The 22,779-nt window shown below is 70.3% G+C and carries 19 protein-coding genes; 9 read left to right on the forward strand and 10 right to left on the reverse strand.

Annotation, left to right across the window (positions count from 1 at the left end; all coding sequences use genetic code 11):
* Positions 1-109: 109 nt before the first annotated feature.
* Positions 110-835: a transcriptional repressor LexA gene (lexA, locus tag BMZ92_RS26550; RefSeq protein ID WP_091512866.1), complete on the reverse strand. Its 726-nt coding sequence runs from the start codon at positions 833-835 to the stop codon at positions 110-112.
* A gap of 264 nt (positions 836-1,099) precedes the next feature.
* On the opposite strand from lexA, the gene BMZ92_RS37545 reads away from it, so the two are divergent.
* From BMZ92_RS37545 to BMZ92_RS26580, 6 genes are all read left to right on the forward strand, one after another.
* A complete protein-coding gene (locus BMZ92_RS37545) occupies positions 1,100-1,573 on the forward strand; it encodes a LysM peptidoglycan-binding domain-containing protein (RefSeq protein WP_177228876.1) in 474 nt (157 codons plus the stop codon).
* A gap of 867 nt (positions 1,574-2,440) precedes the next feature.
* The gene (nrdR, locus tag BMZ92_RS26560) at positions 2,441-2,914 is read left to right on the forward strand and encodes a transcriptional regulator NrdR (protein WP_091512868.1); all 474 of its coding nucleotides are present in this window, start codon (positions 2,441-2,443) and stop codon (positions 2,912-2,914) included.
* A gap of 29 nt (positions 2,915-2,943) precedes the next feature.
* Positions 2,944-5,742, forward strand: a complete 2,799-nt coding sequence (locus tag BMZ92_RS26565) for a vitamin B12-dependent ribonucleotide reductase (protein WP_091512993.1) — start codon at positions 2,944-2,946, stop codon at positions 5,740-5,742.
* Positions 5,743-6,373: 631 nt separating this feature from the next.
* Positions 6,374-7,129 carry an SDR family oxidoreductase gene (locus BMZ92_RS26570; RefSeq protein WP_342743521.1) on the forward strand — a complete coding sequence of 252 codons (756 nt, stop codon included), beginning with the start codon at positions 6,374-6,376 and terminating at the stop codon, positions 7,127-7,129.
* Between the two features lie 21 nt (positions 7,130-7,150).
* Complete coding sequence (locus BMZ92_RS26575; RefSeq protein WP_091512871.1) at positions 7,151-7,591, forward strand: MarR family winged helix-turn-helix transcriptional regulator; 441 nt, start codon at positions 7,151-7,153, stop codon at positions 7,589-7,591.
* Positions 7,588-8,508 carry an NADP-dependent oxidoreductase gene (locus BMZ92_RS26580; protein ID WP_091512873.1) on the forward strand — a complete coding sequence of 307 codons (921 nt, stop codon included), beginning with the start codon at positions 7,588-7,590 and terminating at the stop codon, positions 8,506-8,508. Before BMZ92_RS26575 ends, BMZ92_RS26580 begins: the two co-directional genes overlap by 4 nt.
* Positions 8,509-8,512: 4 nt before the next feature.
* Here the strand turns inward: BMZ92_RS26580 and BMZ92_RS26585 are convergent, their stop codons facing one another.
* Positions 8,513-10,519, reverse strand: a complete 2,007-nt coding sequence (locus tag BMZ92_RS26585) for a prolyl oligopeptidase family serine peptidase (protein WP_091512876.1) — start codon at positions 10,517-10,519, stop codon at positions 8,513-8,515.
* Between the two features lie 147 nt (positions 10,520-10,666).
* Between BMZ92_RS26585 and BMZ92_RS26590 the strand changes: the two genes are divergently transcribed.
* Positions 10,667-11,095, forward strand: coding sequence for a CBS domain-containing protein (locus BMZ92_RS26590; RefSeq protein WP_091512878.1), 429 nt, complete (start codon positions 10,667-10,669; stop codon positions 11,093-11,095).
* Positions 11,096-11,104: 9 nt separating this feature from the next.
* Here the strand turns inward: BMZ92_RS26590 and BMZ92_RS26595 are convergent, their stop codons facing one another.
* From BMZ92_RS26595 to BMZ92_RS26615, 5 genes are all read right to left on the reverse strand, one after another.
* Positions 11,105-12,160, reverse strand: coding sequence for a DUF2293 domain-containing protein (locus BMZ92_RS26595; protein ID WP_091512881.1), 1,056 nt, complete (start codon positions 12,158-12,160; stop codon positions 11,105-11,107).
* Between the two features lie 11 nt (positions 12,161-12,171).
* Complete coding sequence (locus BMZ92_RS26600; RefSeq protein WP_091512995.1) at positions 12,172-13,023, reverse strand: serine hydrolase; 852 nt, start codon at positions 13,021-13,023, stop codon at positions 12,172-12,174.
* A gap of 75 nt (positions 13,024-13,098) precedes the next feature.
* Positions 13,099-13,773: a response regulator gene (locus tag BMZ92_RS26605; RefSeq protein ID WP_091512883.1), complete on the reverse strand. Its 675-nt coding sequence runs from the start codon at positions 13,771-13,773 to the stop codon at positions 13,099-13,101.
* Positions 13,743-14,861, reverse strand: coding sequence for a sensor histidine kinase (locus BMZ92_RS26610; RefSeq protein WP_091512886.1), 1,119 nt, complete (start codon positions 14,859-14,861; stop codon positions 13,743-13,745). The genes BMZ92_RS26605 and BMZ92_RS26610 overlap by 31 nt, the downstream gene beginning before the upstream one ends.
* 5 nt (positions 14,862-14,866) lie before the next feature.
* A complete protein-coding gene (locus BMZ92_RS26615; RefSeq protein WP_091512888.1) occupies positions 14,867-15,367 on the reverse strand; it encodes a hypothetical protein in 501 nt (166 codons plus the stop codon).
* A gap of 376 nt (positions 15,368-15,743) precedes the next feature.
* On the opposite strand from BMZ92_RS26615, the gene BMZ92_RS26620 reads away from it, so the two are divergent.
* Positions 15,744-16,817, forward strand: a complete 1,074-nt coding sequence (locus tag BMZ92_RS26620; RefSeq protein WP_091512890.1) for a DUF4192 domain-containing protein — start codon at positions 15,744-15,746, stop codon at positions 16,815-16,817.
* A 484-nt stretch (positions 16,818-17,301) separates the two neighbouring features.
* On the opposite strand, the gene galE is transcribed toward BMZ92_RS26620, so the two are convergent.
* The 3 genes from galE to BMZ92_RS26635 form a co-directional block, all read right to left on the reverse strand.
* Positions 17,302-18,270, reverse strand: coding sequence for a UDP-glucose 4-epimerase GalE (gene galE, locus BMZ92_RS26625; protein WP_091512892.1), 969 nt, complete (start codon positions 18,268-18,270; stop codon positions 17,302-17,304).
* A 102-nt stretch (positions 18,271-18,372) separates the two neighbouring features.
* On the reverse strand, positions 18,373-19,584 hold the full coding sequence (gene galK / locus BMZ92_RS26630; protein ID WP_091512998.1) for a galactokinase: 1,212 nt from the start codon (positions 19,582-19,584) through the stop codon (positions 18,373-18,375).
* A gap of 815 nt (positions 19,585-20,399) precedes the next feature.
* Positions 20,400-21,095 (reverse strand): iron-dependent transcriptional repressor DtxR, encoded by a 696-nt coding sequence (locus BMZ92_RS26635; RefSeq protein ID WP_091512894.1) that lies wholly within the window; start codon positions 21,093-21,095, stop codon positions 20,400-20,402.
* Between the two features lie 107 nt (positions 21,096-21,202).
* On the opposite strand from BMZ92_RS26635, the gene BMZ92_RS26640 reads away from it, so the two are divergent.
* A complete protein-coding gene (locus tag BMZ92_RS26640; protein ID WP_091512896.1) occupies positions 21,203-22,375 on the forward strand; it encodes an acetoin utilization protein AcuC in 1,173 nt (390 codons plus the stop codon).
* Positions 22,376-22,779: the final 404 nt, after the last annotated feature.

Consider the following 22,779-nt stretch of genomic DNA (forward strand, 5'->3'; position numbering starts at 1 on the left):
GTGGCGATGGCTGTGTCGCCGTGTGCCTGGCCGGAGGATCGGCAAGCTCCGCCGCCGCTTCCGCCGGAGGTGACCCGGGGCGGCGGTCCCCACACCGCCGCCACCCGCGTCAGAGGCGCCGCAGCACGGCGACGACCTTGCCGAGGATGGTGGCGTCGTCACCGTTGATGGGGTCGTAGGCCTCGTTCTGCGGCATCAGCCAGACGTGCCCGCCCTTGCGCTTGAACGTCTTCACGGTGGCCTCGCCGTCGATCATCGCGGCGACGATCTCGCCGTTGTTGGCCGTGGGCTGCTGGCGCACGGCCACCCAGTCGCCGTCCGTGATCGCGGCCTCGATCATCGAGTCACCGGTGACCTTCAGCAGGAACACCTCGCCCTCGCCGACGATGTCCTTCGGCAGCGGGAACACGTCCTCGACCGACTGCTCCGCCAGCACCGGCCCGCCTGCCGCGATCCGGCCGACCACCGGTACGTACGCCGGCTTCGGCATCTCGCTCTCCGACCGCCCGATGCGCGCCGCGCGCTCGGCCGCGGCCGTGAGCACACCGACCGCGCGCGGGCGGTTCGCGTCCCGGCGGAGGTAGCCCTTGCGCTGCAGCGTGCGCAACTGGTGCGACACCGACGACGTCGACGTCAGGCCCACCGCCTCGCCGATCTCCCGCACGCTCGGGGGGTAGCCGAACCGGTCCACCCAGGCGCGGATGACCTCCAGCACCTGTTGCTGGCGCGGGCTGAGGCCCTCCTCGACGTCCTCGGGGTCGGGGAGCGGGTGCACGTCGCCGAACCGCCCGCCGGGGCGACGGGGAATTTCGGCGGTGTCGTCGATGTCTGTCATGGTGCTGCCTCCCAGCTGCGCTGCTCGTCCTACCTGCCGGGCCGCAGACTCGAACAGCGACCGGCGCGTATCGCCTTGTCCTGGTCACCCACGGTAGTCCACCGGGGCGGGAACATCAAACAACTGTTCGAGCGACACGCCGGGTGGCTCTCGATTTTGTCGGACCCTGGTGGTACACATTCGCGCAGAGGTTCGATAGAACGAGTGTTCGACCGGAGCGCCGCCGGGGCGCGGGGTCGGGCCCGACCGTGAGGAGGTGCCGCGATGGCGGTACTGCTGGACGGAAGCCGCATCGCCGGGGCGCCCGCCGAGGGCAGGACCAGGCAGGACGGGCCGGTCCGCGTCCGCAGGCACGCGGGGGAGACGCGCCGGCCACCGACGCGTGCGCGGGTGGTGGCGGGCCGTGGGCGCGCGGCCGTGCCGGGGTGCGCGCCGCGCCGTGTGTCCCCGCGGTGGCCGTGGCTCGCCGCGGTGGCCGTCGCGGTGGCCCTGGTTGTCACCGGACTGGGTGTTTTCGCCCAGGGGATGTCGCACCCGGTACCGAGCCAGACAGCGACCGTCACGGTGGGCGAAGGGCAGACGCTGTGGGACGTCGCGCACGAGTACGCCCCAGCCTCCGACGCGGACGCGGTCGTGGCGAAGATCCGCGAGCTCAACGGGCTCGGCGACGCCGCCCTCGTGCCGGGCCTGCCACTGACGGTCCCCGTGGACGCTGCGCCGGTCGGTGCTTCCCGCTGAGGTTTGCCGTTGCGTGCTGCGGCCGTCGACCTGCCCGTGAGCTGAGACTCGCCCCGGGCTGCTGCGCGCTGCTGCGGCCCCGGTCGCGCTGAGGCTTGTTGTGCTGCTTACCTCGTGCTTGATCCGGCCTGTTTGCGGCTAAGGCTTGTCCCGCGCCGATGTGGTCCGTCCGTGGGCTGAGGCTTGTCGCGAGTCTCGTGATCCATCGCGCTGGCGTGGCCCGTCCGCCACGGTCCGGCGCTCCCGTTCGCCCTCGTGGCGACGTCGGTGGCCCGCCCGTCCACCGCTGCGACCCCCCGTGCGGCACCGTCACCGCCCACGTTGTCGCACCGCTCCGAGTGCCATCGCCCCGGCCGCTCCACCATCGCCCGTCCGAGGCCGCGCCTTACCGTCCGCCCGCCGGGCCCGCGATCACGGCGAACCACCCACGCTTCCGATTCCACGCAGTGACTGCGCCCCCGTCACCCTCGCGCGCCCGCGCCCCGCCCCGCGACAGCGAAACGAACCTCATCCCCGCTCCCGACGCCGCGCAGTGACCGCACCGCCACCCCTCGAACCGAACCCCAGGCCCGGCCGACCGCTCGCCGCTGGAGGACGACCTCTCGGCGACCGTACCCCTCCCTCAACCGGGCGGTCCGCTTGCACCCCGGTTGCGCGCGATCTAAGGTCAACCGCTATATCTAGTAGTTACATGGATGTAGTTGGTCCACAAGTTGGGGTAGACTGAAACGCGAGTTGTCCACAACTGCTTGATGTTCACCCACCGGATATCCACATGTTGATCGCCAGATCAGCGCCTGCCGGGCCGTTGCGTGGCGGTCGGCGGGGGTGGCCGGGGGACTGACGAGAAGGGGAAGGTGATCGGTCGTGCGGTGTCCGTTCTGCCGCCATGCCGACTCCCGGGTCGTCGACTCCCGTGAGGTGGACGAAGGGCAGGCGATCCGCCGCCGCCGGTCGTGTTCGGCGTGCGGTCGCCGGTTCACCACCTCGGAGACGATGGTGCTCGCCGTCGTCAAGCGTTCCGGGGTGACCGAGCAGTTCAGCAGGGACAAGGTGGTCCGGGGCGTGCAACGGGCCTGCCAGGGCAGGCCGGTCGACGACGACGCCCTGCAGCAGCTCGCGCAGCGGGTCGAGGAGTCGATCCGCTCGGCAGGTGTCGCGGAGATCCCGAGTCACGAGGTCGGCCTTGCCATCCTCGGCCCGCTCCGGGAGCTCGACGAGGTCGCGTACCTCCGCTTCGCCAGCGTCTACCGCTCCTTCTCGTCCGTAGAGGACTTCGAGAAGGAGATCGCGGACCTGAAGGCAGCCATGCAGCGCGAATCGGTAGCGGACGGCGAGTGAAACTCGGCCGGCGGGAGAGGGACAAGGGCATGACGGAGACCGTGACGACAGGCAGTAAGAGCGCGAAGAGGGGCAAGCGCGGGCTCACCGTGGAGCGCGTGTTCACCACCGAGGGCGTACACCCGTACGACGAGGTGAAGTGGGAACAGCGTGACGTGGTGATGACCAACTGGCGTGACGGTTCGGTCAACTTCGAGCAGCGCGGTGTGGAGTTCCCCGAGTTCTGGTCGGTCAACGCCACCAACATCGTCACCAGCAAGTACTTCCGCGGTGCGGTCGGCAGCCCGCAGCGCGAGCACAGCCTCAAGCAGCTCATCGACCGGGTCGTGAAGAGCTACGTCAAGGCGGGCACGGACAACGGCTACTTCGCCACCGGCGCCGACGCGGAGATCTTCGAGCACGAGCTGACCTGGATGCTGCTGCACCAGGTGTTCAGCTTCAACTCCCCGGTGTGGTTCAACGTCGGCACGACCTCGAAGCAGCAGGTCAGCGCCTGCTTCATCCTGGCCGTGGACGACAACATGGAGTCGATCCTCAACTGGTACAAGGAAGAGGGCCTGATCTTCAAGGGCGGCTCGGGCGCGGGCCTGAACCTGTCGCGCATCCGCTCGTCGAAGGAGCTGCTGTCCTCCGGCGGCACCGCCTCCGGCCCGGTCTCCTTCATGCGTGGTGCCGACGCCTCCGCGGGCACCATCAAGTCCGGTGGCGCCACCCGCCGCGCCGCGAAGATGGTCGTGCTCGACGTCGACCACCCGGACATCGAGGAGTTCATCGCCACCAAGGCGCGCGAGGAAGAGAAGATCAAGGTCCTGCGCGACGCCGGGTTCGACATGGACCTCTCCGGTGCCGACATCCACTCGGTGCAGTACCAGAACGCCAACAACTCGGTCCGCGTCAACGACGAGTTCATGCGTGCCGTCGAGACGGGCGGCGAGTTCGGCCTGCGGGCCCGCCTGACCGGTGAGGTCATCGAGACCGTCGACGCCAAGAAGCTGTTCCGTTCGATGGCGCAGGCGGCGTGGGAGTGCGCCGACCCGGGCGTGCAGTACGACAGCACCATCAACGACTGGCACACCTGCCCGGAGTCGGGCCGCATCACGGCGTCCAACCCGTGCAGCGAGTACATGCACCTGGACAACTCCAGCTGCAACCTGGCGTCGCTGAACCTGCTGAAGTTCCTCAAGGACGACGGCACGTTCGACGCGCAGCTGTTCGTCAAGGCGGTCGAGTTCGTCATCACCGCCATGGACATCTCGATCTGCTTCGCGGACTTCCCGACCGAGGCGATCGGTGACACCACGCGCAAGTTCCGCCAGCTGGGCATCGGCTACGCGAACCTGGGCGCGCTGCTGATGGCCACCGCGCACGCCTACGACTCCGACGGCGGGCGCGCGCTGGCCGCGGCGATCACGTCGCTGATGACGGGCACCGCGTACCGCCGCTCGGCCGAGCTGGCCGGCATCGTCGGCGCGTACGAGGGTTACGCCCGCAACGCCGAGGCGCACCAGCGCGTCATGCGCAAGCACGCCGCCGCGAACGACGCGATCCGCACCATGCACAGCAACGACGCCACGGTCCGCGACCTGGCGACGCGCGAGTGGCAGCGCGGGATCGAGATCGGCGCGAAGAACGGCTGGCGCAACGCGCAGGCCAGCGTGCTCGCGCCCACGGGCACCATCGGCTTCATGATGGACTGCGACACCACCGGTATCGAGCCGGACTTCTCGCTGGTCAAGTTCAAGAAGCTGGTCGGCGGCGGTTCGATGCAGATCGTCAACCAGACGGTGCCGCGCGCCCTGCGGGCGCTGGGTTACCAGGACGAGCAGGTCGAGGCCATCGTCGAGTACATCTCGCAGCACGGGCACGTCGTGGACGCGCCGGGGCTGCGCCCCGAGCACTACGAGGTGTTCGACTGCGCGGTCGGCGAGCGCTCGATCGCCCCGATGGGCCACGTGCGCATGATGGCCGCGGTGCAGCCGTTCATCTCGGGTGCGATCTCCAAGACCGTGAACATGCCGGAGTCGGCGACGGTCGAGGACGTCGAGCAGATCTACTTCGAGGGCTGGAAGCTGGGCCTGAAGGCGCTCGCGATCTACCGTGACAACTGCAAGGTCGGCCAGCCGCTGTCCACGGGCAAGAAGTCCGAGGCGAAGGCCGACGCGGAGCCGGAGAAGGTCGTCGAGTACAAGCCGGTCCGCAAGCGGCTGCCGAAGAAGCGCCCGAGCCAGACGCTGTCGTTCACCGTCGGCGGTGCCGAGGGCTACCTGCACGCGGGCTCGTACCCGGACGACGGGCTGGGTGAGATCTTCGTCAAGCTGGGCAAGCAGGGTTCGACGCTGGCCGGTGTCATGGACGCGTTCTCGATGTCCATTTCGGTCGGTCTGCAGTACGGCATCCCGCTGGAGTTCTACGTTTCGAAGTTCTCCAACCTGCGCTTCGAGCCGGCTGGTATGACGGACGACCCGGACATCCGCATCGCGACGAGCGTGCTGGACTACCTGTTCCGGCGGCTCGCGCTGGACTACCTGCCGTACGAGAAGCGGGCGCAGCTGGGCATCTTCACCGCCGAGGAACGCACCGCGCAGGTCGAGGCGTCGGACTACGGCGCCCCGGCGACGGACAGCGTGGACCTCGAGGCGCTGCGCAGCACGGTCGAGTCCAAGCCGGAGGTCGACACGCACGTCGCGCACAGCACGGCCGAGCTGATGGACCTGCACCTCGGCAAGGCCAACGACGCGCCGCTGTGCATGACCTGCGGCACGAAGATGCGGCCCGCGGGCTCGTGCTACGCCTGCGAGGGCTGCGGCGCCACCTCGGGCTGCAGCTGATCGTCGGGGATTTTCCGGGGCCGGAGGTCGCACACCGCGACCTCCGGCCCCGGCCGTTTGGTCAGGCGTTCGTGGTCAGATCGAGTGCACGCCCAGCGTTGTCCAGCAGCTCCTGGTAAGTGATCACCTCGATTCTCGAGTGTTCGGCGTTGCAGGTGCGCAAGGTTTCCGCGATTTCGTGCGTGGTGCACACCTGAATGCGCGATCAGTCCTGTCCGGTGACGCCGGATCAACGGGGCCTCCATGCCGTCCGTGAACCTGCGCCTGATCAACTCGCCTGCGAAATTGCCACTGAAGACCCAGTAGCAGCCACGTAGAGCCTCCTGCAGTTGAGCTTCCCTGGTGTAGGGGCATCGAAGGCACGTACCTGGGTCGCTCGCTGGTGACAGCGCCACAGTTGGTACTTGCGTTCGAGGTCATCGCTCGGAACGCGGCCCGTGGCGTGGCCGATGAGGTCTTCGAGACGCGAAGCTGTGGCGCTGTCTCCGCGATCGTGGATGATCCTGAGCAGGAACTTGGTGTTCGAGTCAGCGCGGATCTTGTTGCTCGAGCCGTCGGTCACCGCCCTTGTCACAAAACGGTCCCCTGCCTTGTCTTCCCTGTAGAGAACCATCGACGGAGGAGCGGGGCCGTGAACGAGAAGATCCTGGTCACCGGCGGCACCGGCACCCTCGGCCGGGTCGTGGCCGAGCGGTTGCTCGGCCACGACCGCGAGGTGCGCGTGCTCAGCAGGCGGCCCGCGCCGGGCGGCACGCCGTACGCCTGGCGCACTGGGGATCTCCGCACGGGGGCGGGGATCGCCGAGGCGACAGCCGGCGTCGACACCATCGTGCACTGCGCGAGCACCGTCAGCCGGGGCGGTGACGTCGAGGCGACGCGGCGGCTCCTCGAAGCCGCCCCGCGGGCGCACCTCGTCTACATCTCCATCGTCGGTATCGACCGGATCCCGTTCTTCTACTACAACGCCAAGCTCGCCACCGAACGGCTCATCGAGCGTTCCGGTGTGCCGTGGACCATCCTCCGCGCCACGCAGTTCCACGACCTCGTCGCCGGCCTGACCGCCGCCCAGCGCCGCCTGCCGGTGACCTTCACGCTCAAGGGCCGCTTCCAGCCGATCGACGTCCGTGACGTCGCGGACCGGCTGGTCGAGCTGGCGCTCGGAGCGCCCGCGGGGCGTGTGCCGGACATCGGTGGCCCCGAGGTCCGGGATGCCCGTGACCTCGCCCGGGCCTACCTCGCCGCCACGCGCCACTCACGGCCCGTCGTCACGTTGCCCGTACCTGGCAAGCCGGACGGGCCTTTCGTGCCGGAGCCAACCTCACGCCGGAGCACGCCGTGGGCCGGATCACCTTTGAGCAGTACCTGGAAGAACATCAGCGCTAATTAGTTATGTGCTAATCTAGTTGGTGTGAACCTCCCGGCCCTCTTCGACGACCTCGTGCGCTTCGAGACCCTCCTGTGGAACGCCGTCGACGCGCGCCTGCGTGACGAAACCGGCCTTCCGCTGGGCAGCCTCGACGTCATGCGGATCATCGGGGCCACGCCGCGGTGCCGCGTGTACGACATCGCCGAAGGGCTCGCCATCACCGTCGGCGGCGCGAGTCAGGCGGTGGACCGGCTCGAGAAGCGCGGGCACTGCGCGCGGCGGCCGAACCCGGACGACCGGCGCTCGTCGATCGTCGAACTCACGCCGGAGGGTCAGGCGCTGCTCGAAACCGCGAGCACCGTCTTCGAGCGCGAGCTGGCGGACTTCTTCGCCACGCCACCACTTCGGCGGGAAGCGCTCGACCACCTCGCCACCACACTCGCCACACTCCGCGCCGCCGCGCAGGAGAGGAGTCGTAGATGACCACCAGGCGTGCCGTCCGGTTCGACCGGTACGGCGACCGCGACGTGCTGTACATCGCCGAGCTGCCGGTGCCCGAGCCGGCGGCGGGCGAGGTGCTCGTCGCCGTCAAGGCAGCCGGGATCAACCCCGGCGAAGCCGCGATCCGTAAGGGGCTCATGCACGAGCGTTTCCCCGGCACACTGCCGTCCGGGCAGGGCAGCGACCTCGCCGGTGTCGTCGCTGTGCTGGGCGAGGGCGTGACGGACTTCCAGGTCGGCGACGAAGTGCTCGGCTACTCCTGGCAGCGGTCCAGCCAGGCGACGCACGTCGTCGTGCCCGCGTCGCAGCTCATCCCGAAACCAGCCGGGCTGAGCTGGGAACAGGCAGGTGCGTTGTACGTCGTGGGCTGCACGGCCTACGCCGCGGTCCGCGCTGTGGACCCGAAACCCGGCGAGACCGTCGCCGTGTCCGCGGCCGCCGGTGGCGTCGGCACGCTCGTCGTGCAGTTGCTCCGGCGGCGCGGCGTGCGCGTGCTCGGTATCGCGTCCCCCGCCAACGACGAGTGGCTCACCGCGCACGGCGTCATCCCGGTCCACTACGGCGACGGCATCGCGGAACGGCTTCAGGAAGCCGGTCCCGTCGACGCCTTCATCGACCTGTTCGGCCCGCAGTACGTCCAGCTCGCCGTCGACCTCGGCATCCCGCCCGACCGGATCGACACCATCATCGCGTTCGACAAGGCGGCCGAACTCGGCGCGAAGGCCGAGGGCAGCATGGCGGCGTCCACCCGCGAGGTGCTCACCGAGATGGCCGGCCTCGTCGCGTCCGGCGACGTCGAGCTTCCCATCGCGGCCACGTACCCGCTGGACCGGGTCGCCGACGCCTTCGCCGAGCTCGAACAGCGGCACACCCGCGGGAAGATCGTCCTGCTGCCCTGAGCCGTCAGCACTTCAGCTGCGACCACAGGAACTCGAACAGCAGGGCCCATTTCTGCGCCAGCTGCTCGTTGTCCGCGGCCGCGCCGTGCCCGCCCTCGATGTTCTCGTGGTAGCGCACGTCGTACCCGAGCTCCCGCATCTTGGCCACCATCTTGCGCGCGTGGCCGGGGTGCACGCGGTCGTCGCGGGTGGACGTCATGAACAACGTCGGCGGGTAATCTCGTCCACTGTGGACGTTCTGGTAAGGCGAGTACTTCCCGATGTACTCCCACTGCTCCGGGTCGTCCGGGTCACCGTATTCGGCCATCCACGAGGCGCCCGCGAGCAGCAGGTGGTAGCGGCGCATGTCCAGCAACGGCACCTGGCACACGATGGCCCCGAACAACTCGGGGTAGCGCGTGAGCATGACGCCCATCAGCAGGCCGCCGTTGCTGCCGCCGTGCGTGCCCAGCTTCTCGCGGGTGGTGATGCCGCGGTCGACGAGGTCCCGCGCCACCGCGGCGAAGTCCTCGTACACCAGGTAACGGTTTTCCTTCATGGCCTGCGTGTGCCACGACGGCCCGTACTCACCGCCGCCACGGATGTTGGCGAGCACGTACGTACCGCCGCGGGCCAGCCAGCCCCGGCCGAGCACGCCGCTGTAGTCGGGCAGGCGGGACACCTCGAAACCGCCGTACCCGGTCAGCATCGTCGGGCCGCCTTCGGCTCGCGGCCGCACGACGAAGTACGGGATCTGCGTGCCGTCGCGCGAGGTGGCGAAGTACTGGTCCACCGTCATGCCCTCGCTGTCGAACCGCTCCGGCGACTGCTTGAGCACCTCGATGGCGCCGCCGACGTGACCGTAGGAGAGCGTCGGCGGATCGGTGAAACCGCTGGTGCTGACCAGGAATTCGTCACTGGAGTCGGGATCGGTGTCGACGATCTGCGCGACGCCCAGTTCCGGGCCCGCCGGCATCGGCTCCCGCCGCCACCCCTCGGCCGGCGTCAGCACGTGCAGTTCGGTGCGGACGTCCGACAACGTCGTGAGCAGGAGGTGGTTGCGCGTCCAGTCGTAGGCCTCCAACGACGTGTGCGCATCCGGCTCGAACACCACTGTCAGCTCGCGTGAACCGGCGAGGTAGTCGTCGAACCGGGCGGCGAGCAGCGTGCCCGCCTCGTACACCCTGTCCTCCAGCTGCCACGGCGAGCGCGTGCGGATCAGCAGCCACTCGCGGTGGACCTCGGTCTGCGCGTCCTCGGGCACGTCGATGCGCACCAGTTCGCCGTCCGTGCGGAGGTACTTGTGGACTCGGTAGAAATCCGGGGAGCTGCCGACGAAATCGCGTTCGAACCCGGGGGTCGGGTCGTGGTAGGCGAAGGCCGCGACGTCCTCCAGCTTGCCCTCGTACACGGTGACGGCCTCGGACAGCGGCGTGCCGCGGCGCCATTCCTTCATCACCCGCGGATATCCCGACGTGGTCAGGGAACCTTCCCCGAAATCGGTGCCGACGTAGATCAGGTCCTCGTTGATCCAGCCGACGCGGCTCTTGGCCTCGGGCAGCTGGAAACCGTCCGGCACGAACTCACGGCTCTCCAGGTCGAACTCCCGCACCACCGTCGCATCGGCCCCGCCCCGCGACAGTTCCACGAGCGCGCGCCGGAACCCAGGACGCAGCACGGTCGCGCCCTGCCAGACCCAGTTCTCGCCCTCCTGCTCGGCGAGTGCGTCCACATCGAGCAGGATCTCCCAGGCCGGGCGCTCCTTGCGGTACTCCTCTAGCGTCGTACGGCGCCACAACCCGCGCGGGTTGTCCGCGTCCTGCCAGAAGTTGTAGAAGTACTCGTCGCGCCTGCGCACGTACGGGATGCGGTCGTCGGCGTCGAGCACTTCGCGGAGTTCCGCCTGGAGTCGCGTGAACCGCTCGCTCCGGCCCATCTCCTCCAGCGTCTCGGCGTTGCGCGCGCGAACCCAGTCGAGCGCCGTTTCGCCGGTCACGTCCTCGAGCCACAGGAACGGGTCTTCGTCAGCCATGCCCCTCAGTCTGCCAGGTCGGGTGCCGCCTCCGTGCCGGTCCGATTACCGTCGGTCGGGGACTGCGTCGCCCGAATCGTGGCTTTTGCCGAAGCGGTCCGCCCCCTAACCTGGTGTGAAGCAGATCACTTCTTCGGGAGGTGCCGGATGCGGATCGCGGACGTGTTGCGGGCCAAGGGCAGTGCGGTGGCGACCGTGTCCCCGGACACCACCGTCGCCGGGTTGCTCGCGGGGCTCGCCGAGCACAACATCGGGGCGATGCCCGTCGTCGGCTCCGGTGGGGTGGTGGGCATCGTCTCGGAGCGCGATGTGGTGCGCAAGCTGCACGAACGCGGTGAAGTGCTGTTGTCGCGGCCGGTCTCGGAGATCATGACGACGGTTGTCGCCACGTGCACGCCGCGTGACTCGGTGGACGATCTGAGCGTGCTCATGACGCAGCGGCGGATCCGGCACGTCCCGGTCATCGAGGACGGCAGGCTCGCGGGCATAGTCAGCATCGGTGACGTCGTGAAGACCCGGATGGAGGAACTGGAGACCAGTCAGGAGCAACTCCAGGCCTACATCGCCCACGGCTAGGGGTTTCGGCTAGGGCGTTTCCCATCGCGCGAGCACCCGGTCGATGTCGCCGCGGATGCGCTCGCGCGCCTCGGCACGCGGCACCCCGGCCATGAGCATCGCGTCGTAGTCGGTGTCCTCGTGGCGGATCGAGGCGATGACGGCGAGCCGCACGGCCTCCTCGTCCAGTGCGCGGCCCGCCGCGGACCGGCCCACCCGGCCGCTGCCGCGAGTTCCGGCGTGAGCCGCGATAGCCTGCGCCCTTTCCTGGGCGCAGCCGGGGAAGAGGCGCCGGATCTCGGCCGCCATCGCCGCCTGGAACTCGACGTCCTGCGCTGCGCGGCGCACCGCGTCGCGTTCCCGGCGCCGCGCTCGGACGTCCTCGTCGGCCAGGCATTGCGCCTCAGCCCGTTCGAGCGCGGCTTCTTCGACCAGGATTCCCTGTCGCTCGAAGCGTTTCCGCCGCTTGTTGAACCGGGTCACGAGCACGGCGAGCGTGCTTTCCTTCTTCGCGCGACGCGACAGCGCGGCGTTGCCCGAGGGCAGGAACACGAGGTGGTCGAAGTCGGCGCAGGAAAGGCAGAGCCACCGGCCTTCCTCCTCGTAGTGGAATTCGCTCGCGGGGAGCTGAATTCCGCAGCTGTCGCACGCGGAATCGTTCAGTGACATCATCACGACGAGGTCGGGCGCCTGGTTCTGCCGTGCTTCGAGCTTTTCGCGCTGTTTGTCCGACAAGTCGGTCGAGACCCAGTGGATGCGGAAGATCCGTTGCAGGGCTTCGTTTTCCGCGAACACGAGTGGCCGGCGGTCCCGGGTGCCCGCGAGGTAGGTGGCTTCACTCGCCTGCAGCCCGCGTTCCCGCGCCCAGTCGCTCAGGTGCTCGAGGGCCGCCAGCGCCTTCGCCGTGTCCACCGGCAGGCGGTCGGCGAGCGCGCCGGGGCGGCCGCGCCGCCAGTCCTCCACGGCCGCGGCCGGAAGCCAGCGCAGACCCACCAGCACGTCCACCGGGGCGACGAATTTCTGCTTGCGCAGCACCGCTTCCGCGGCTTCCGCGACGCGCCGCCGGAGCTTGGGTTGTTCGGACACGAGCGCGCAGTCTAGTGCCCGAGGACAGGTGCGAGTGCGGCGATGCCGGCGGTGAGTGCGGCCCTTCCCCGTGCGTAGGAGGTCTCCAGCGGCAGCTCCGCGAGCAGTACGACGACGTAGCGCGAGTCGACCAGGCCGGTCGTGTTCAGCACGACGGCCCGCTGGATCGTCATCCAGCCCTGCTTGACGGCCCTGGGCAGGTCCGGCAGACCGTCGGGGATGCCGAAGTACTGCGGAAACCCGTCGGCGGCCGGGTTCTGCGCCCCGGCCATCGCGCCGAGGACGAGGCCCCGCGCCTCGTCCGGCACCCGCTCGACGAGGAACCGGTACACCGCGACGAGGTCGTCGGCGGTCGTCTTCGTCATCTCCCACTGATCGCTGAACGTCGGCGGGCGCGTGTGCGCCAAGCCGATCAGCTGCACCATCCGGGTGATGATGGCGGAGCGGCCTCCGTACTCCCACAACGCCTCGGCGATGCCGTCGTCGCTCGCGGACAGCATTTCGGTGAGGTTCGCGCCCAGCCGTTCACTCGGATGCCACTCGTTCCGTTGCAGGGCGTCCAGCGCGATGAACAGCTTCACCAGTGAAGCGGTGTAGAACTGCTGGTCCCCGTTCACCGACGCGAGAGATTGCCCGGTCTGCTCGTCGTACAGCGCGAACGCGAGGTCGGTGCCGGGCGCGACCTCATTGACCGCCGCCGTCACCACGCCCGGATCGAGTGACGGCGGGGTGCTGCTGGGCGGTGGCGCGGGCTGGGCGACGACGGCCTGCGGCGGCGGCTCGCCGAGCCCGCGTGAACCGGCGACGAGGGCGAAGGCGACCAGCACCGCGACGATCGCGGGCAGTCCGGTACGCCAGAACATGGCAGCAAGCGTGACCCGGATCGGCCGGATCGGCACGCCGAGTAGACCGTTAGGTTGATCGAGTAGACCGTTCGGTTAGTGCTGCACCAGCCCGGTGCGGTACGCGAAAGCCACCGCCTGCGCCCGGTCTCGCAACCCCGCCTTCGCGAACAGGTGGTTGACGTGCGTTTTCACCGTGGCCTCGCTGATGAACAGCATGTGGGCGATCTCCGCGTTGGACAGTCCGCCCGCGATGAGGCGGAGCACCTCGATCTCGCGTGTGGTGAGCCCTTCGATCTCGTCGGTGCTGGGAATGTGCGACCGGGCGGCCGCCTCGACGAGCCTCAGCTGCAGTTGTGCGTCCACAGTGGACATCCCGCTCGCCGCGGAACGCAACGCTCCCGCGATCGAGTCGGCGTCGGCGTCCTTGGTGAGGTAGCCCCGCGCCCCGGCCTGCAGCGCCGCCAGCAGCGACTCGTCGTCCGCGTAGGTCGTCAGCACCACCACCTCGGTCGCCGGGTGTTCGGCCCGCACCCGCCGCGTCGCGGTGACCCCGTCACAACGCGGCATCCGGAGGTCGATCAGCAGCACGTCGGGACGGAGCGCGGCGACCAGCTCGAGCGCCTCGTCACCGTCTCCCGCCGCGCCCACCACCTCGATCCCCGGCAGCAGCCCGAGCAGGGTGACCAGGCCCTCTCGGACCACCGCCTGGTCATCGGCGAGCACGACCCGCAGCGGTTTCACGCCGGAACCGTCAACCGCACCTGCCATCCGTCCTCCCCAGGCCCCGTGGTCAGCCGGCCGCCGAGCAACTCGGCACGCTCGCGCATCCCGCGCAAACCGTAACCCGCGGGGCCACCGGGTCGGGGCCGCCGCCCCTGCCGGTCGAGCACGGTGACGGTGACCTCGTCCGGGGTGAAGGCCAGCTCGACCGTCACCGGGGCTCCGGTGGCGTGCTTGCGGGTGTTGGCCAGCGCCTCCTGAACCGCGCGGACGACGGCTGTGCTCGCCGCTGTCGCCACGGGTCGCGGTTCGCCGTGCACCGTCAGGTCCGCGGCGGCACCGGTGTCGAGGCGGTACGCGGTCACGAGGTCCGCCACGGCGCTTTCGAGCGGTACCAGGTCGTCGCGCAGCGTCGCGACCGCGTTCCGGGCTTCGGCGAGCCCCTCCGCGGCGAGCTGCTGCGCGCGCTCGATCTGCGCCAGCGTTTCAGGGCTCGCTCCGTCACGGACCAGCATCAGGCGTGCGCTCTGCAGGTTCAGCGCGAGGCCGGACAGCGAGTGGGCGAGCACATCGTGCAACTCCCTCGCGATCCGCGCCCGCTCGGCGAGCCTCGCGGCGACCGCGTGTTCCTCGGCCGCCGTGCGGGCGCGGGCGAGGGCCAGCTCGGTCTGTTCGAGCCGGGCCCTGCGGGCTCGCCGGTTGAGACCCAGCAGCACGGCGACCGCGATCAGGGCCAGGTCGAGCAGCGCGTTGCGCAGGCCCAGCCGGTAGTAGGAGATCAGGAAGCTCGTTGCCGTCAGCGTGACCGCACCCGCCGCGCTCGCCGCGGGCAGGCTGAGGAGCCGGGCCGCGTAGAAGAGCGCGGTGTAGACGATCACCACGGCAGGTCCGTTGGGCTCGTACACCCACAGGGCACCGCCCGCCCCCGCCAGCACGATCAGCGAAATGGGCAGCAACCACGACGGTCGCGACGGCAGCCACAGCAGTGGGACCGAGGACACGAGTGCGACAGCCGCGAGCGGCCACGTCGTGCCGTCGAGCTTGGGCACAATACTGGCCAGCGGGACGAACACGAGCAGCCAGCGCAGCGAGTCCAGGAGCGGCGCGAACCGGTCCCGGGTGAGGCCCGGCGTCATGTCGTTCAGGATGCCGCAACACGTCGCACCGCGATCGGCAGCTCCCGGCGGCGTGCCCGCTGGTAGATCAACACGTTCTGTACCCCGATGCTCAGGCCCACCGACAGCAGCACCGACGCGGAGGTGAGCGCTCCGGCGGCGCCGAGCGACGCGCCTGCCGCAGCGAACCCGACGCGGATCGCGACGGTCACCAGCCACAGGACGAGTGTCAGCGAGGTGCCCTTCTGGAACGCGTAGCCGTTCCGCAGCCCGAGCCGCGTGCTGGCCGCGCGGGCGACGCCGAGCACCAGCAGGATGGCCAGGTCCGCCACGAGCAGCGCGATTTCCCTGCCGGAGGCCTGCGGGAGGACACGTGCGCAGTTCGCCACACCCAGGACGACCAGGATGACGGGGATCAACGTGAGTCCCCGGATGGTGATGGTGCTGCCCCGCAGTTGCCGGTACACGACGCGCCACAGGACGAGCACCAGGATGACGATGTACAGCAGGAGCTCGCTGATGTTCAAGGTTCCTCCTTTCCGGTTGCTCGTGCCAGCGTCCCGCCGGAGGTGCGCCGTGCGCGTCGGCGTGGAGGTGGTTGGAGGGTTGATTCGCGTCTCCACCCTGGGGTGGAGACGTGGGTGTGAACGGGTGCCCCAAAGGCGGTTGCCTGCATTTCGAGGGCGGCGCAGTGGGCGCCGACAGCTGCCCATTCGAACTGTGCTCGTCCGGATTTCCAGCACGGGCTCGCGTGCGTGCTCTGGGCGAGGGTCTCATGTGGACATTCCGATAATGGTGCGGCGGTTCACGCCGAGCTGGTCCGACTTGTCCACATCACCCCGGTTATCCACAGGCGACCAAACTTTTCCCCCATCCCGCGCCCCGATCGTCCATCGTGGAGACATGACCACCACGACGAACACCCTCGACGGCGCGCTGCCCACCATCACCCTGGCCGACCCGGCCGAACTGATCGCTTCCCTGCCACCGTTGCTCGGATTCCGGCCCGCGGACTCGCTCCTGTTGCTCGGGCTCACCGGTGCCGAGGGCAGGCGGTTGCGCTCGATGGTCCGGGCCGACCTGCCGCCGGAAGGTAAGGAACCCGACGCCGTGTGTGCGGTGATGGACGTGTTCGGCCACAACGGCTTGCAAGCGGTGGAAATCGTCGTCGTCGGCAACCACCCCGCACAGCCGCCACCCTCGTCCGGTCCGCCGCACAGGCTCCTGGTCGACCTGCTGGGGGAGGCGTTCGAGGAGCTGCGGATCCCGGTGCGGCACGCGACCTGGACGCCGGAGATCCGCGGCGGCGCCCCCTGGTGCTGTTATCGGGAAAAGGACTGCGGAGGCACACTGCCGGACGATTTGAGCACCGTCGCGGCCGCGACGATCGCGATGCAGGGCGGCGTCACGTACCGCAGCAGGGAGGATCTGCTCCGGCAGCTGGCACCGGACGATCCCGAGGCTCTCGCGCGCCGGACCGAGATGTTGAACGCGGCGATCGACGCGCTCGACCCGTCGGTGCCACCGGCAGCGCTGACACCGGGCTACGCGAAGGCGGTCAGAGCCGCGATAGAGGCGGTGAGGCGCGGAGATCTGTCCTTTTCGGACGAGCAGCTCGTCGAACTGGCGATGGCGCTGTGCGATCCCTACATCCGGGACGCCGGCCTGGCCGCCGCGAGGGTGCCGCATTGCAGCCGTGACGCGGAACGTCTCTGGCTAGAGCTGGTCCGCCGCATCCCGGCACCGGAACGCGCCGAACCGGCTGTGTTGCTGGCGTACTCGGCGTACTTGCGGGGTGAGGGAGCGCTGGCCGGGATCGCGTTGGACAACGCGCTCGAAGCGAGTCCCGGCCACGTGCTGGCAGACCTGCTGGAGCGCTGTCGTTCGACGTCCATGCCCCCGGACCGGCTCCGGACGCTCGCCCAGCACGAGCACCATCCGGACATCTTCCCGCCGCCCGAGAACGAGCCGGCCTGAGGAATGCGCGATCTCGGGGCACGGGCACAACGTCCGGCGGAGCAAGGCCCACGAGCCGTCGTGCTCGCAGGAGCGGGGGTGGTGCGAGGTCGTGCACACCACGCCCACCGCACGATACCGACTGGAGCCGGTCAGCCGGAAGCCGTCATCCCGGGCGAGGCGCCCGGCGTCGGCGAGGATGCCGGTCAGGTGGGCACGTTCCGGTTCCCCCGGGCTCCGCGCGTGCCCGGTTGTGCACGCCACGCCACTGCGGGATCGCGGCTGGAGCCAGTCAGCCAGGGACGCCACGCCTACCCAGGCTCGGGGCGGCGCTTCGTCAACCGGAAGTCGACGTCAGGCGTCGCGTCCCTCCTCGGCGAGGCGCCACGCGTCGGCGAGGATGCCGGCAGGTGGGCACATTCGGGTTTTCCACCCCAGCTCCTGGGGTGCCCGACCGTGCCCATCCCAGGAGCGAGGCCAGTGCCCGGTCAGCCGGAGTCCAGGCTCAGGCGTTGCGCCGTTCCTGGGCGAAGCGCCACGCGTCGGCCACGATGCCGGTCAGGTCGGCGCGCTCCGGCTTCCACCCCAGCTCCTCGCGCGCCCGGTCGCTGGACGCCACGAGCACGGCAGGGTCACCCGCCCGGCGCGGCGCCACCGCGGCCGGGATCGGGTGGCCGGTGACCTCGCGGCAGGTCTCGATCACCTGCTGGACGGAGAACCCCGTGCCGTTGCCGAGGTTGTAGACGCGGTGTTCCCCGGCCACGGCGTGCTGGAGTGCCAGCAGGTGCGCGTCGGCGAGGTCGACGACGTGGATGTAGTCGCGCACGGCCGTGCCGTCGTCGGTCGGGTAGTCGTCACCGAAGATCTTGACGTCCTCCCGGTTGCCACTGGCGACCTGCAGCACGAGCGGGATCAGGTGCGTCTCGGTCGTGTGCCGCTCGCCGTAGCTGCCGTAGGCACCCGCCACGTTGAAGTAGCGGAGGCTGACGGCGGCGAGCCCGTGGGCCCGGGCGTAGCTCGTGATGGCGTGGTCGATCGCGAGCTTCGAGGCGCCGTAGGTGTTGGTCGGCCGGGTGGGCGCGGTCTCCTTGATCGGCGAGCTTTCCGGCTCGCCGTAGGTGGCCGCGGTGGAGGAGAACACCAGTCGCGGGGTGCCGTGGTCGCGCATCGCGTCGAGCAGGCGGATGGAGGTGATGACGTTACCGTGCCAGTACTTCGCCGGGTCGGTCATCGACTCGCCCACGAGTGACTTGGCGGCGAAATGCAGCACCCCGTCGAACCCTTCGCCGAGCAGGGAGGCGGTGGCCTCGGCGGCATCGCCCTCGACGAACCGCGCGCCGTCGGGGACGGCGTCGGCGTGGCCGGTCGACAGGTCGTCCACCACGACGACCTCGTGCCCGGCTTCCAGGAGGCGGGCCGTGCAGACACTGCCGACGTAGCCGGCACCGCCGGTGACGATCAGTTTGAGGGCCATGAGTTGTCGGAAGCCTTTCTCGGAGACTGCTTGAGGAGGTGGTGGCGCACAGTCTGGACCATCGTGCTGTGAGCCCCGCACAGGCGGCGCCTGTGCCTGCCGTCAGATGTCGCGTCGTGCTCCGGCCGACGGGATGGCGACGAACGTGCGCGGAGCACGCCAGCCTTCGCGCTCGTACGCCGCCGTCACGCTCGCCTCGACGGCGTCGAGCTTCGCCTCGGGCACGAGGGCGATCGCGGAGCCGCCGAACCCGCCTCCGGTCATGCGCGCGCCCAGCGCCCCCGCCTCGCGGGCCGCGTCGACTGCGGTGTCGAGTTCGGCGGTGGAGATCCGGTAGTCGTCACGCATGCTCGTGTGTGAGGCGTCCAGGTACGGACCGATGTCCTGCATCCGGCCGTCGTGCAGCAGGTCCACCACGTCGAGCACGCGCTGGTTCTCGGTCACGACGTGCCGGACCAACGGGGCGAGCGCAGCGGGCAGGCGTTCGAGAGTGGCGTCCAGGTCGGCGAGTGCGACGTCGCGCAGGGCCTTGATGCCGAGCAGCTCCGCGGCGCGTTCGGTACCGCGCCGGCGTTCGCCGTAGCCGGACTCGCTGTGGGAGTGCTTGGTGCGCGTGTCGATGACCATGACCCGCAGCCCGACGGCCGCCGCGTCGAAGGGAACCTGCTCACGCTCGCCGGACCGCACGTCGAGGAAGAGCACGTGCGATTCGGTGCAGCACAGCGACGCGGTCTGGTCGAGCAGGCCGGTCGGGGCGCCGACGAAGTCGTTCTCGGCGTGCTGGACCCAGCGGGCGATCTGCATCCGGTCCGGCGTGCCGGGCTCGTCCAGCTCCTGGCCGTGGAGTCCCAGCAGGGCGAGCGACACGGCGCACTCGAGCGCGTGCGAGGACGACAAGCCGGCTCCCGTCGGCACGTCACCGGCCAGCACGACGTCGGCGCCGCGCGTGATGCCCTGGTCGCGCAGGACCCACGCGACGCCGGCGGGGTAGGCGGCCCAGCCCTCGACCTTGCCCGGCGCCAGGTCGGGGATCGACACCGGGTCGGCCTGCTGGATGCGGCCGTCGGAGCCAAGTGTGGCGACGGTCAGCAGCTGGTCATCCCGCGGCGACGCCGCGGCGGCGATGCGGTGCGGAAGGGCGAACGGCAGGACGAAGCCGTCGTTGTAGTCGGTGTGCTCGCCGATCAGGTTGACCCTGCCGGGAGCGGACCAGACGCCGGCGGGTGACCGGTCGTGCACCGAGCGGAACGCTTCGGCGGCGGCTTCGTGTGCCTGGAACTGCGCGGGCCCTTCCGCGTCGACCGGGCTCTGCATGTCGTTCAACCTCATCCATTCGTGCTGGGGACCCGTGCCCCATGTTCCGGAGCTGGTCCCGGCCTGCTCGCCGGGATCCCGCTGTCCTGGCTCCGCGCTGCCTCCGCGGACCCGTGTCTTCCGATCCTGCCGGGAGACGCTGCCCGTGTCAGCTGGATCCCTCGTCACTCCGATCCTGCCTGCCCAACCTGTGGCGCCGCTGCCCGGGCCCGGCCAGCGCGCCACGGGAGGACGTTGGCGAGGTTGGTGAGCCACCGCCAAGCCGAGGAGGGCAGCGGCGGGCACCAGCGGCGGGAGCGACCGGGCGCAATCCGAGGACGGCGGTGAGGCGATCAACCGAGGCAGGCCGTGAGAAAAGGCCAGGTACGCGAGCATGTGGGGCGGGCCAGCGTGGGAACGGCCGGGACGTGGCCGACCGGGGCGGTCGGCGAAAGGACGGCAGGTACGCAGGCAGGCGGGGCGGGCAGCGCAGGGACCGACCGAGGCGGCCAGCGTGGGAACGGCCGGGAGGCGGCCGATCGGAGCGGCCAGCGTGGGAACGGCCGGGAGGCGGCCGATCGGAGCGGCCAGCGTGGGAACGGCCGGGAAGCGGCCGATCGGAGCGGCCAGCGCGGGGACGGCCGGGACGTGGCCGCCCGGGGCGGGCCCAAGAAAGGGCAGCAGGTACAGCGGCCAAGCGCGGCGCGTAGTAGCGGAGGCCAGTACGCAGGCGACGAGGGGACGGCAGGGCACCTGACCAGCGCGAAAAGGGCACTGACCCGCCACGGGGGCGGCACGGGGAGCCACCCTGCGGGGTGCTCCCCGTCCCCGGCGGGTCAGCGCGCCTGGGCCAGCACCGCGTGCAGCACCGACATCGGCACCTGCACGGCCGCCTCGTCTCCGCTGACCTCGACCGTGCCGCCGCCCGCGGCCCTGCCCACCTTGACCGTGCGCCCCGGCACGACCCCGGCCGACTTGAGGTCGACCATCATCTTCTCGTCGATCTGGACGTGCTCGGCGATGCGCCGGATCTCGGCGTCACCCCCGCCGGCGCGGGCGAACTCGTCCAACCGGATGAGGTCCGCCTCGGGCTGGGGCGCCGGGAGGCTGCCCTGGTCCAGCTTGTCGAGACCCGGGATCGGGTTGCCGTACGGCGACGTGGTCGGGTGGTTGAGCAGCTTGATCAGCTTCCGCTCGACCGCCTCGCTCATCACGTGCTCCCAGTGGCACGCCTCGGTGTGCACCTGCTCCCACTCGAGGCCGATGACGTCGAGCAGCAGCCGCTCGGCGAGCCGGTGCTTGCGCATCACGGCGATCGCCAGCTCCCGGCCGTGGTCGGTGAGCTGCAGGTGCCTGTCGTCGGCGACGCGCACCAGGCCGTCCCGTTCCATGCGGGCCACGGTCTGGCTCACCGTGGGCCCACTCTGCTCCAACCGCTCGGCGATGCGGGCGCGGAGCGGCACGACACCCTCTTCTTCAAGCTCGAAGATGGTTTTCAAGTACATCTCTGTGGTGTCGATGAGATCGTTCACGATGTCCCCTTCGTCCGCAGGAATCCATGGTAGTGCCTGGCACCGACACTCAGCCGAGGTGATCGGGGGCGGCCCGACCGCGCCGACCCCGGCTACGATCGGAGCGCATGGAGCCGCCCGCCGTCGTCTGGGACCCGTCGCTGCTCGGCTACGACCTCGGCGGCGACCACCCGTTCAACCCCGTCCGGCTGCAGCTGACCATCCGGCTGGCCACCGAACTGGGCGTCCTCGACGGCGTCCCCCTGCTGGTTCCCGAGCCCGCGAGTGAGACGGAACTCCTCCGCGTGCACGCCCCCGAGTACCTGGAGGCGGTCAAGCAGGCGCCGATGGCGGGCTGGGACGTCGGTCACGGCCTCGGCACCGCGGACAACCCGGTCTTCAGCGACATGCACGACTCGTCGGCCCTGGTCGTCGGCTCGACACTGCTCGCCGCGCGGAAGATCGCGGAGGGCGAGGCGCGCCGCGCCGTCAACATCGCCGGTGGGCTGCACCACGCGATGCGGGATCACGCGGCCGGTTTCTGCGTCTACAACGACTGCGCCGTGTCCATCTCGTGGCTGCTCGAACACGGCTTCGACCGCATCGCCTACATCGACACCGACGTCCACCACGGCGACGGGGTGCAGGCCGCGTTCTACGACGACCCGCGCGTGCTGACGGTCTCGCTCCACCAGCACCCGTTCACGCTGTGGCCCGGCACCGGGTATTCGGCGGAGGTGGGGACCGGCGAGGCCGAGGGCTGCGCGGTCAACCTCCCCCTGCCGCCGGGCACGCGCGACGCGGGCTGGCTGCGGGCGTTCCACGCGGTCGTGCCGTCGGTGCTCGAAGCGTTCCGGCCCCAGCTGCTCGTCACCCAGTGCGGGGTGGACTCCCACGAGGAGGACCCGCTCGCCGACCTGTCCCTCACCGTCGACGGGCACCGTGCGATCTACTCGACGCTGCGGGACCTCGCCGAGCGGTACACGGGCGGCCGGTGGCTCGCCGTCGGCGGTGGCGGGTACCAGCTGATCCGCGTGGTGCCGCGCTCGTGGACCCACCTGCTGGCGACCGTGCTCGACCGGGACGTGCCGCCGGAGACCCCGATCCCGCCGGGCTGGGCCGACCTCGTGCGCAAGGCCGCGCCGCAGGCCGAGCTGCCCCGCGAGATGACCGACGGAGCCGACCCGGCCCACCGCCCGTGGGGCGACGCCGACGACGACCCGGTGGACATCGCGATCCGGGACACGCGCCGCGCGGTCTTCCCCCTGCACGGCCTCGACCCGGACGACCCGAGGGACTAGCGGGGTGGCGCGAGCGGGGAGCCGCCGGGCGGCGGTGACACGGGCTCCGGGGCGAATCGCCTGGGGAGGTGACGGGTGGCGGGGACGGGACCGGCGGGCCGCGCCGGAGGAGGTGGGGGCCCCATTGGGGCGACGGCGACACGGACTTCGGCTCCGGCGGGCCGCGCGCCGGAGGAGGTGGGGCCCCATTGGGGCGACGGCGACACGGACTTCGGCTCCGGCAGGCCGCGCGCCAGAGGAGGTGGGGGCCTGAATGCGGTGGTGCAAGGGGAGCGGCCTCGGAGCATTGGAGGGAGGCCGCCGGGGGAAGTGGAGGCCCCATCGAGGCTGCGGGAACAACCAGGCGCAGCCTGAGCCGGAGGTGTGGCGCGAGTGCGGGAAACCGCTGGGCGAACGGACCCGCG

Origin of the sequence: Amycolatopsis sacchari, assembly GCF_900114035.1 — a bacterium.
Classification (GTDB): Bacteria; Actinomycetota; Actinomycetes; order Mycobacteriales; family Pseudonocardiaceae; genus Amycolatopsis_E; species Amycolatopsis_E sacchari.

What these genes read in the sequence shown, in the direction of transcription:
- lexA (WP_091512866.1), bottom strand. Translation starts at nt 835, where the DNA reads ATGACAGACATCGACGACACCGCCGAAATTCCCCGTCGCCCCGGCGGG.
- BMZ92_RS37545 (WP_177228876.1), top strand. Translation starts at nt 1,100, where the DNA reads ATGGCGGTACTGCTGGACGGAAGCCGCATCGCCGGGGCGCCCGCCGAG.
- BMZ92_RS26565 (WP_091512993.1), top strand. Translation starts at nt 2,944, where the DNA reads ATGACGGAGACCGTGACGACAGGCAGTAAGAGCGCGAAGAGGGGCAAG.
- BMZ92_RS26580 (WP_091512873.1), top strand. Translation starts at nt 7,588, where the DNA reads ATGACCACCAGGCGTGCCGTCCGGTTCGACCGGTACGGCGACCGCGAC.
- BMZ92_RS26585 (WP_091512876.1), bottom strand. Translation starts at nt 10,519, where the DNA reads ATGGCTGACGAAGACCCGTTCCTGTGGCTCGAGGACGTGACCGGCGAA.
- BMZ92_RS26590 (WP_091512878.1), top strand. Translation starts at nt 10,667, where the DNA reads ATGCGGATCGCGGACGTGTTGCGGGCCAAGGGCAGTGCGGTGGCGACC.
- BMZ92_RS26600 (WP_091512995.1), bottom strand. Translation starts at nt 13,023, where the DNA reads ATGTTCTGGCGTACCGGACTGCCCGCGATCGTCGCGGTGCTGGTCGCC.
- BMZ92_RS26605 (WP_091512883.1), bottom strand. Translation starts at nt 13,773, where the DNA reads ATGGCAGGTGCGGTTGACGGTTCCGGCGTGAAACCGCTGCGGGTCGTG.
- BMZ92_RS26610 (WP_091512886.1), bottom strand. Translation starts at nt 14,861, where the DNA reads ATGACGCCGGGCCTCACCCGGGACCGGTTCGCGCCGCTCCTGGACTCG.
- BMZ92_RS26620 (WP_091512890.1), top strand. Translation starts at nt 15,744, where the DNA reads ATGACCACCACGACGAACACCCTCGACGGCGCGCTGCCCACCATCACC.
- galE (WP_091512892.1), bottom strand. Translation starts at nt 18,270, where the DNA reads ATGGCCCTCAAACTGATCGTCACCGGCGGTGCCGGCTACGTCGGCAGT.
- galK (WP_091512998.1), bottom strand. Translation starts at nt 19,584, where the DNA reads ATGCAGAGCCCGGTCGACGCGGAAGGGCCCGCGCAGTTCCAGGCACAC.
- BMZ92_RS26640 (WP_091512896.1), top strand. Translation starts at nt 21,203, where the DNA reads ATGGAGCCGCCCGCCGTCGTCTGGGACCCGTCGCTGCTCGGCTACGAC.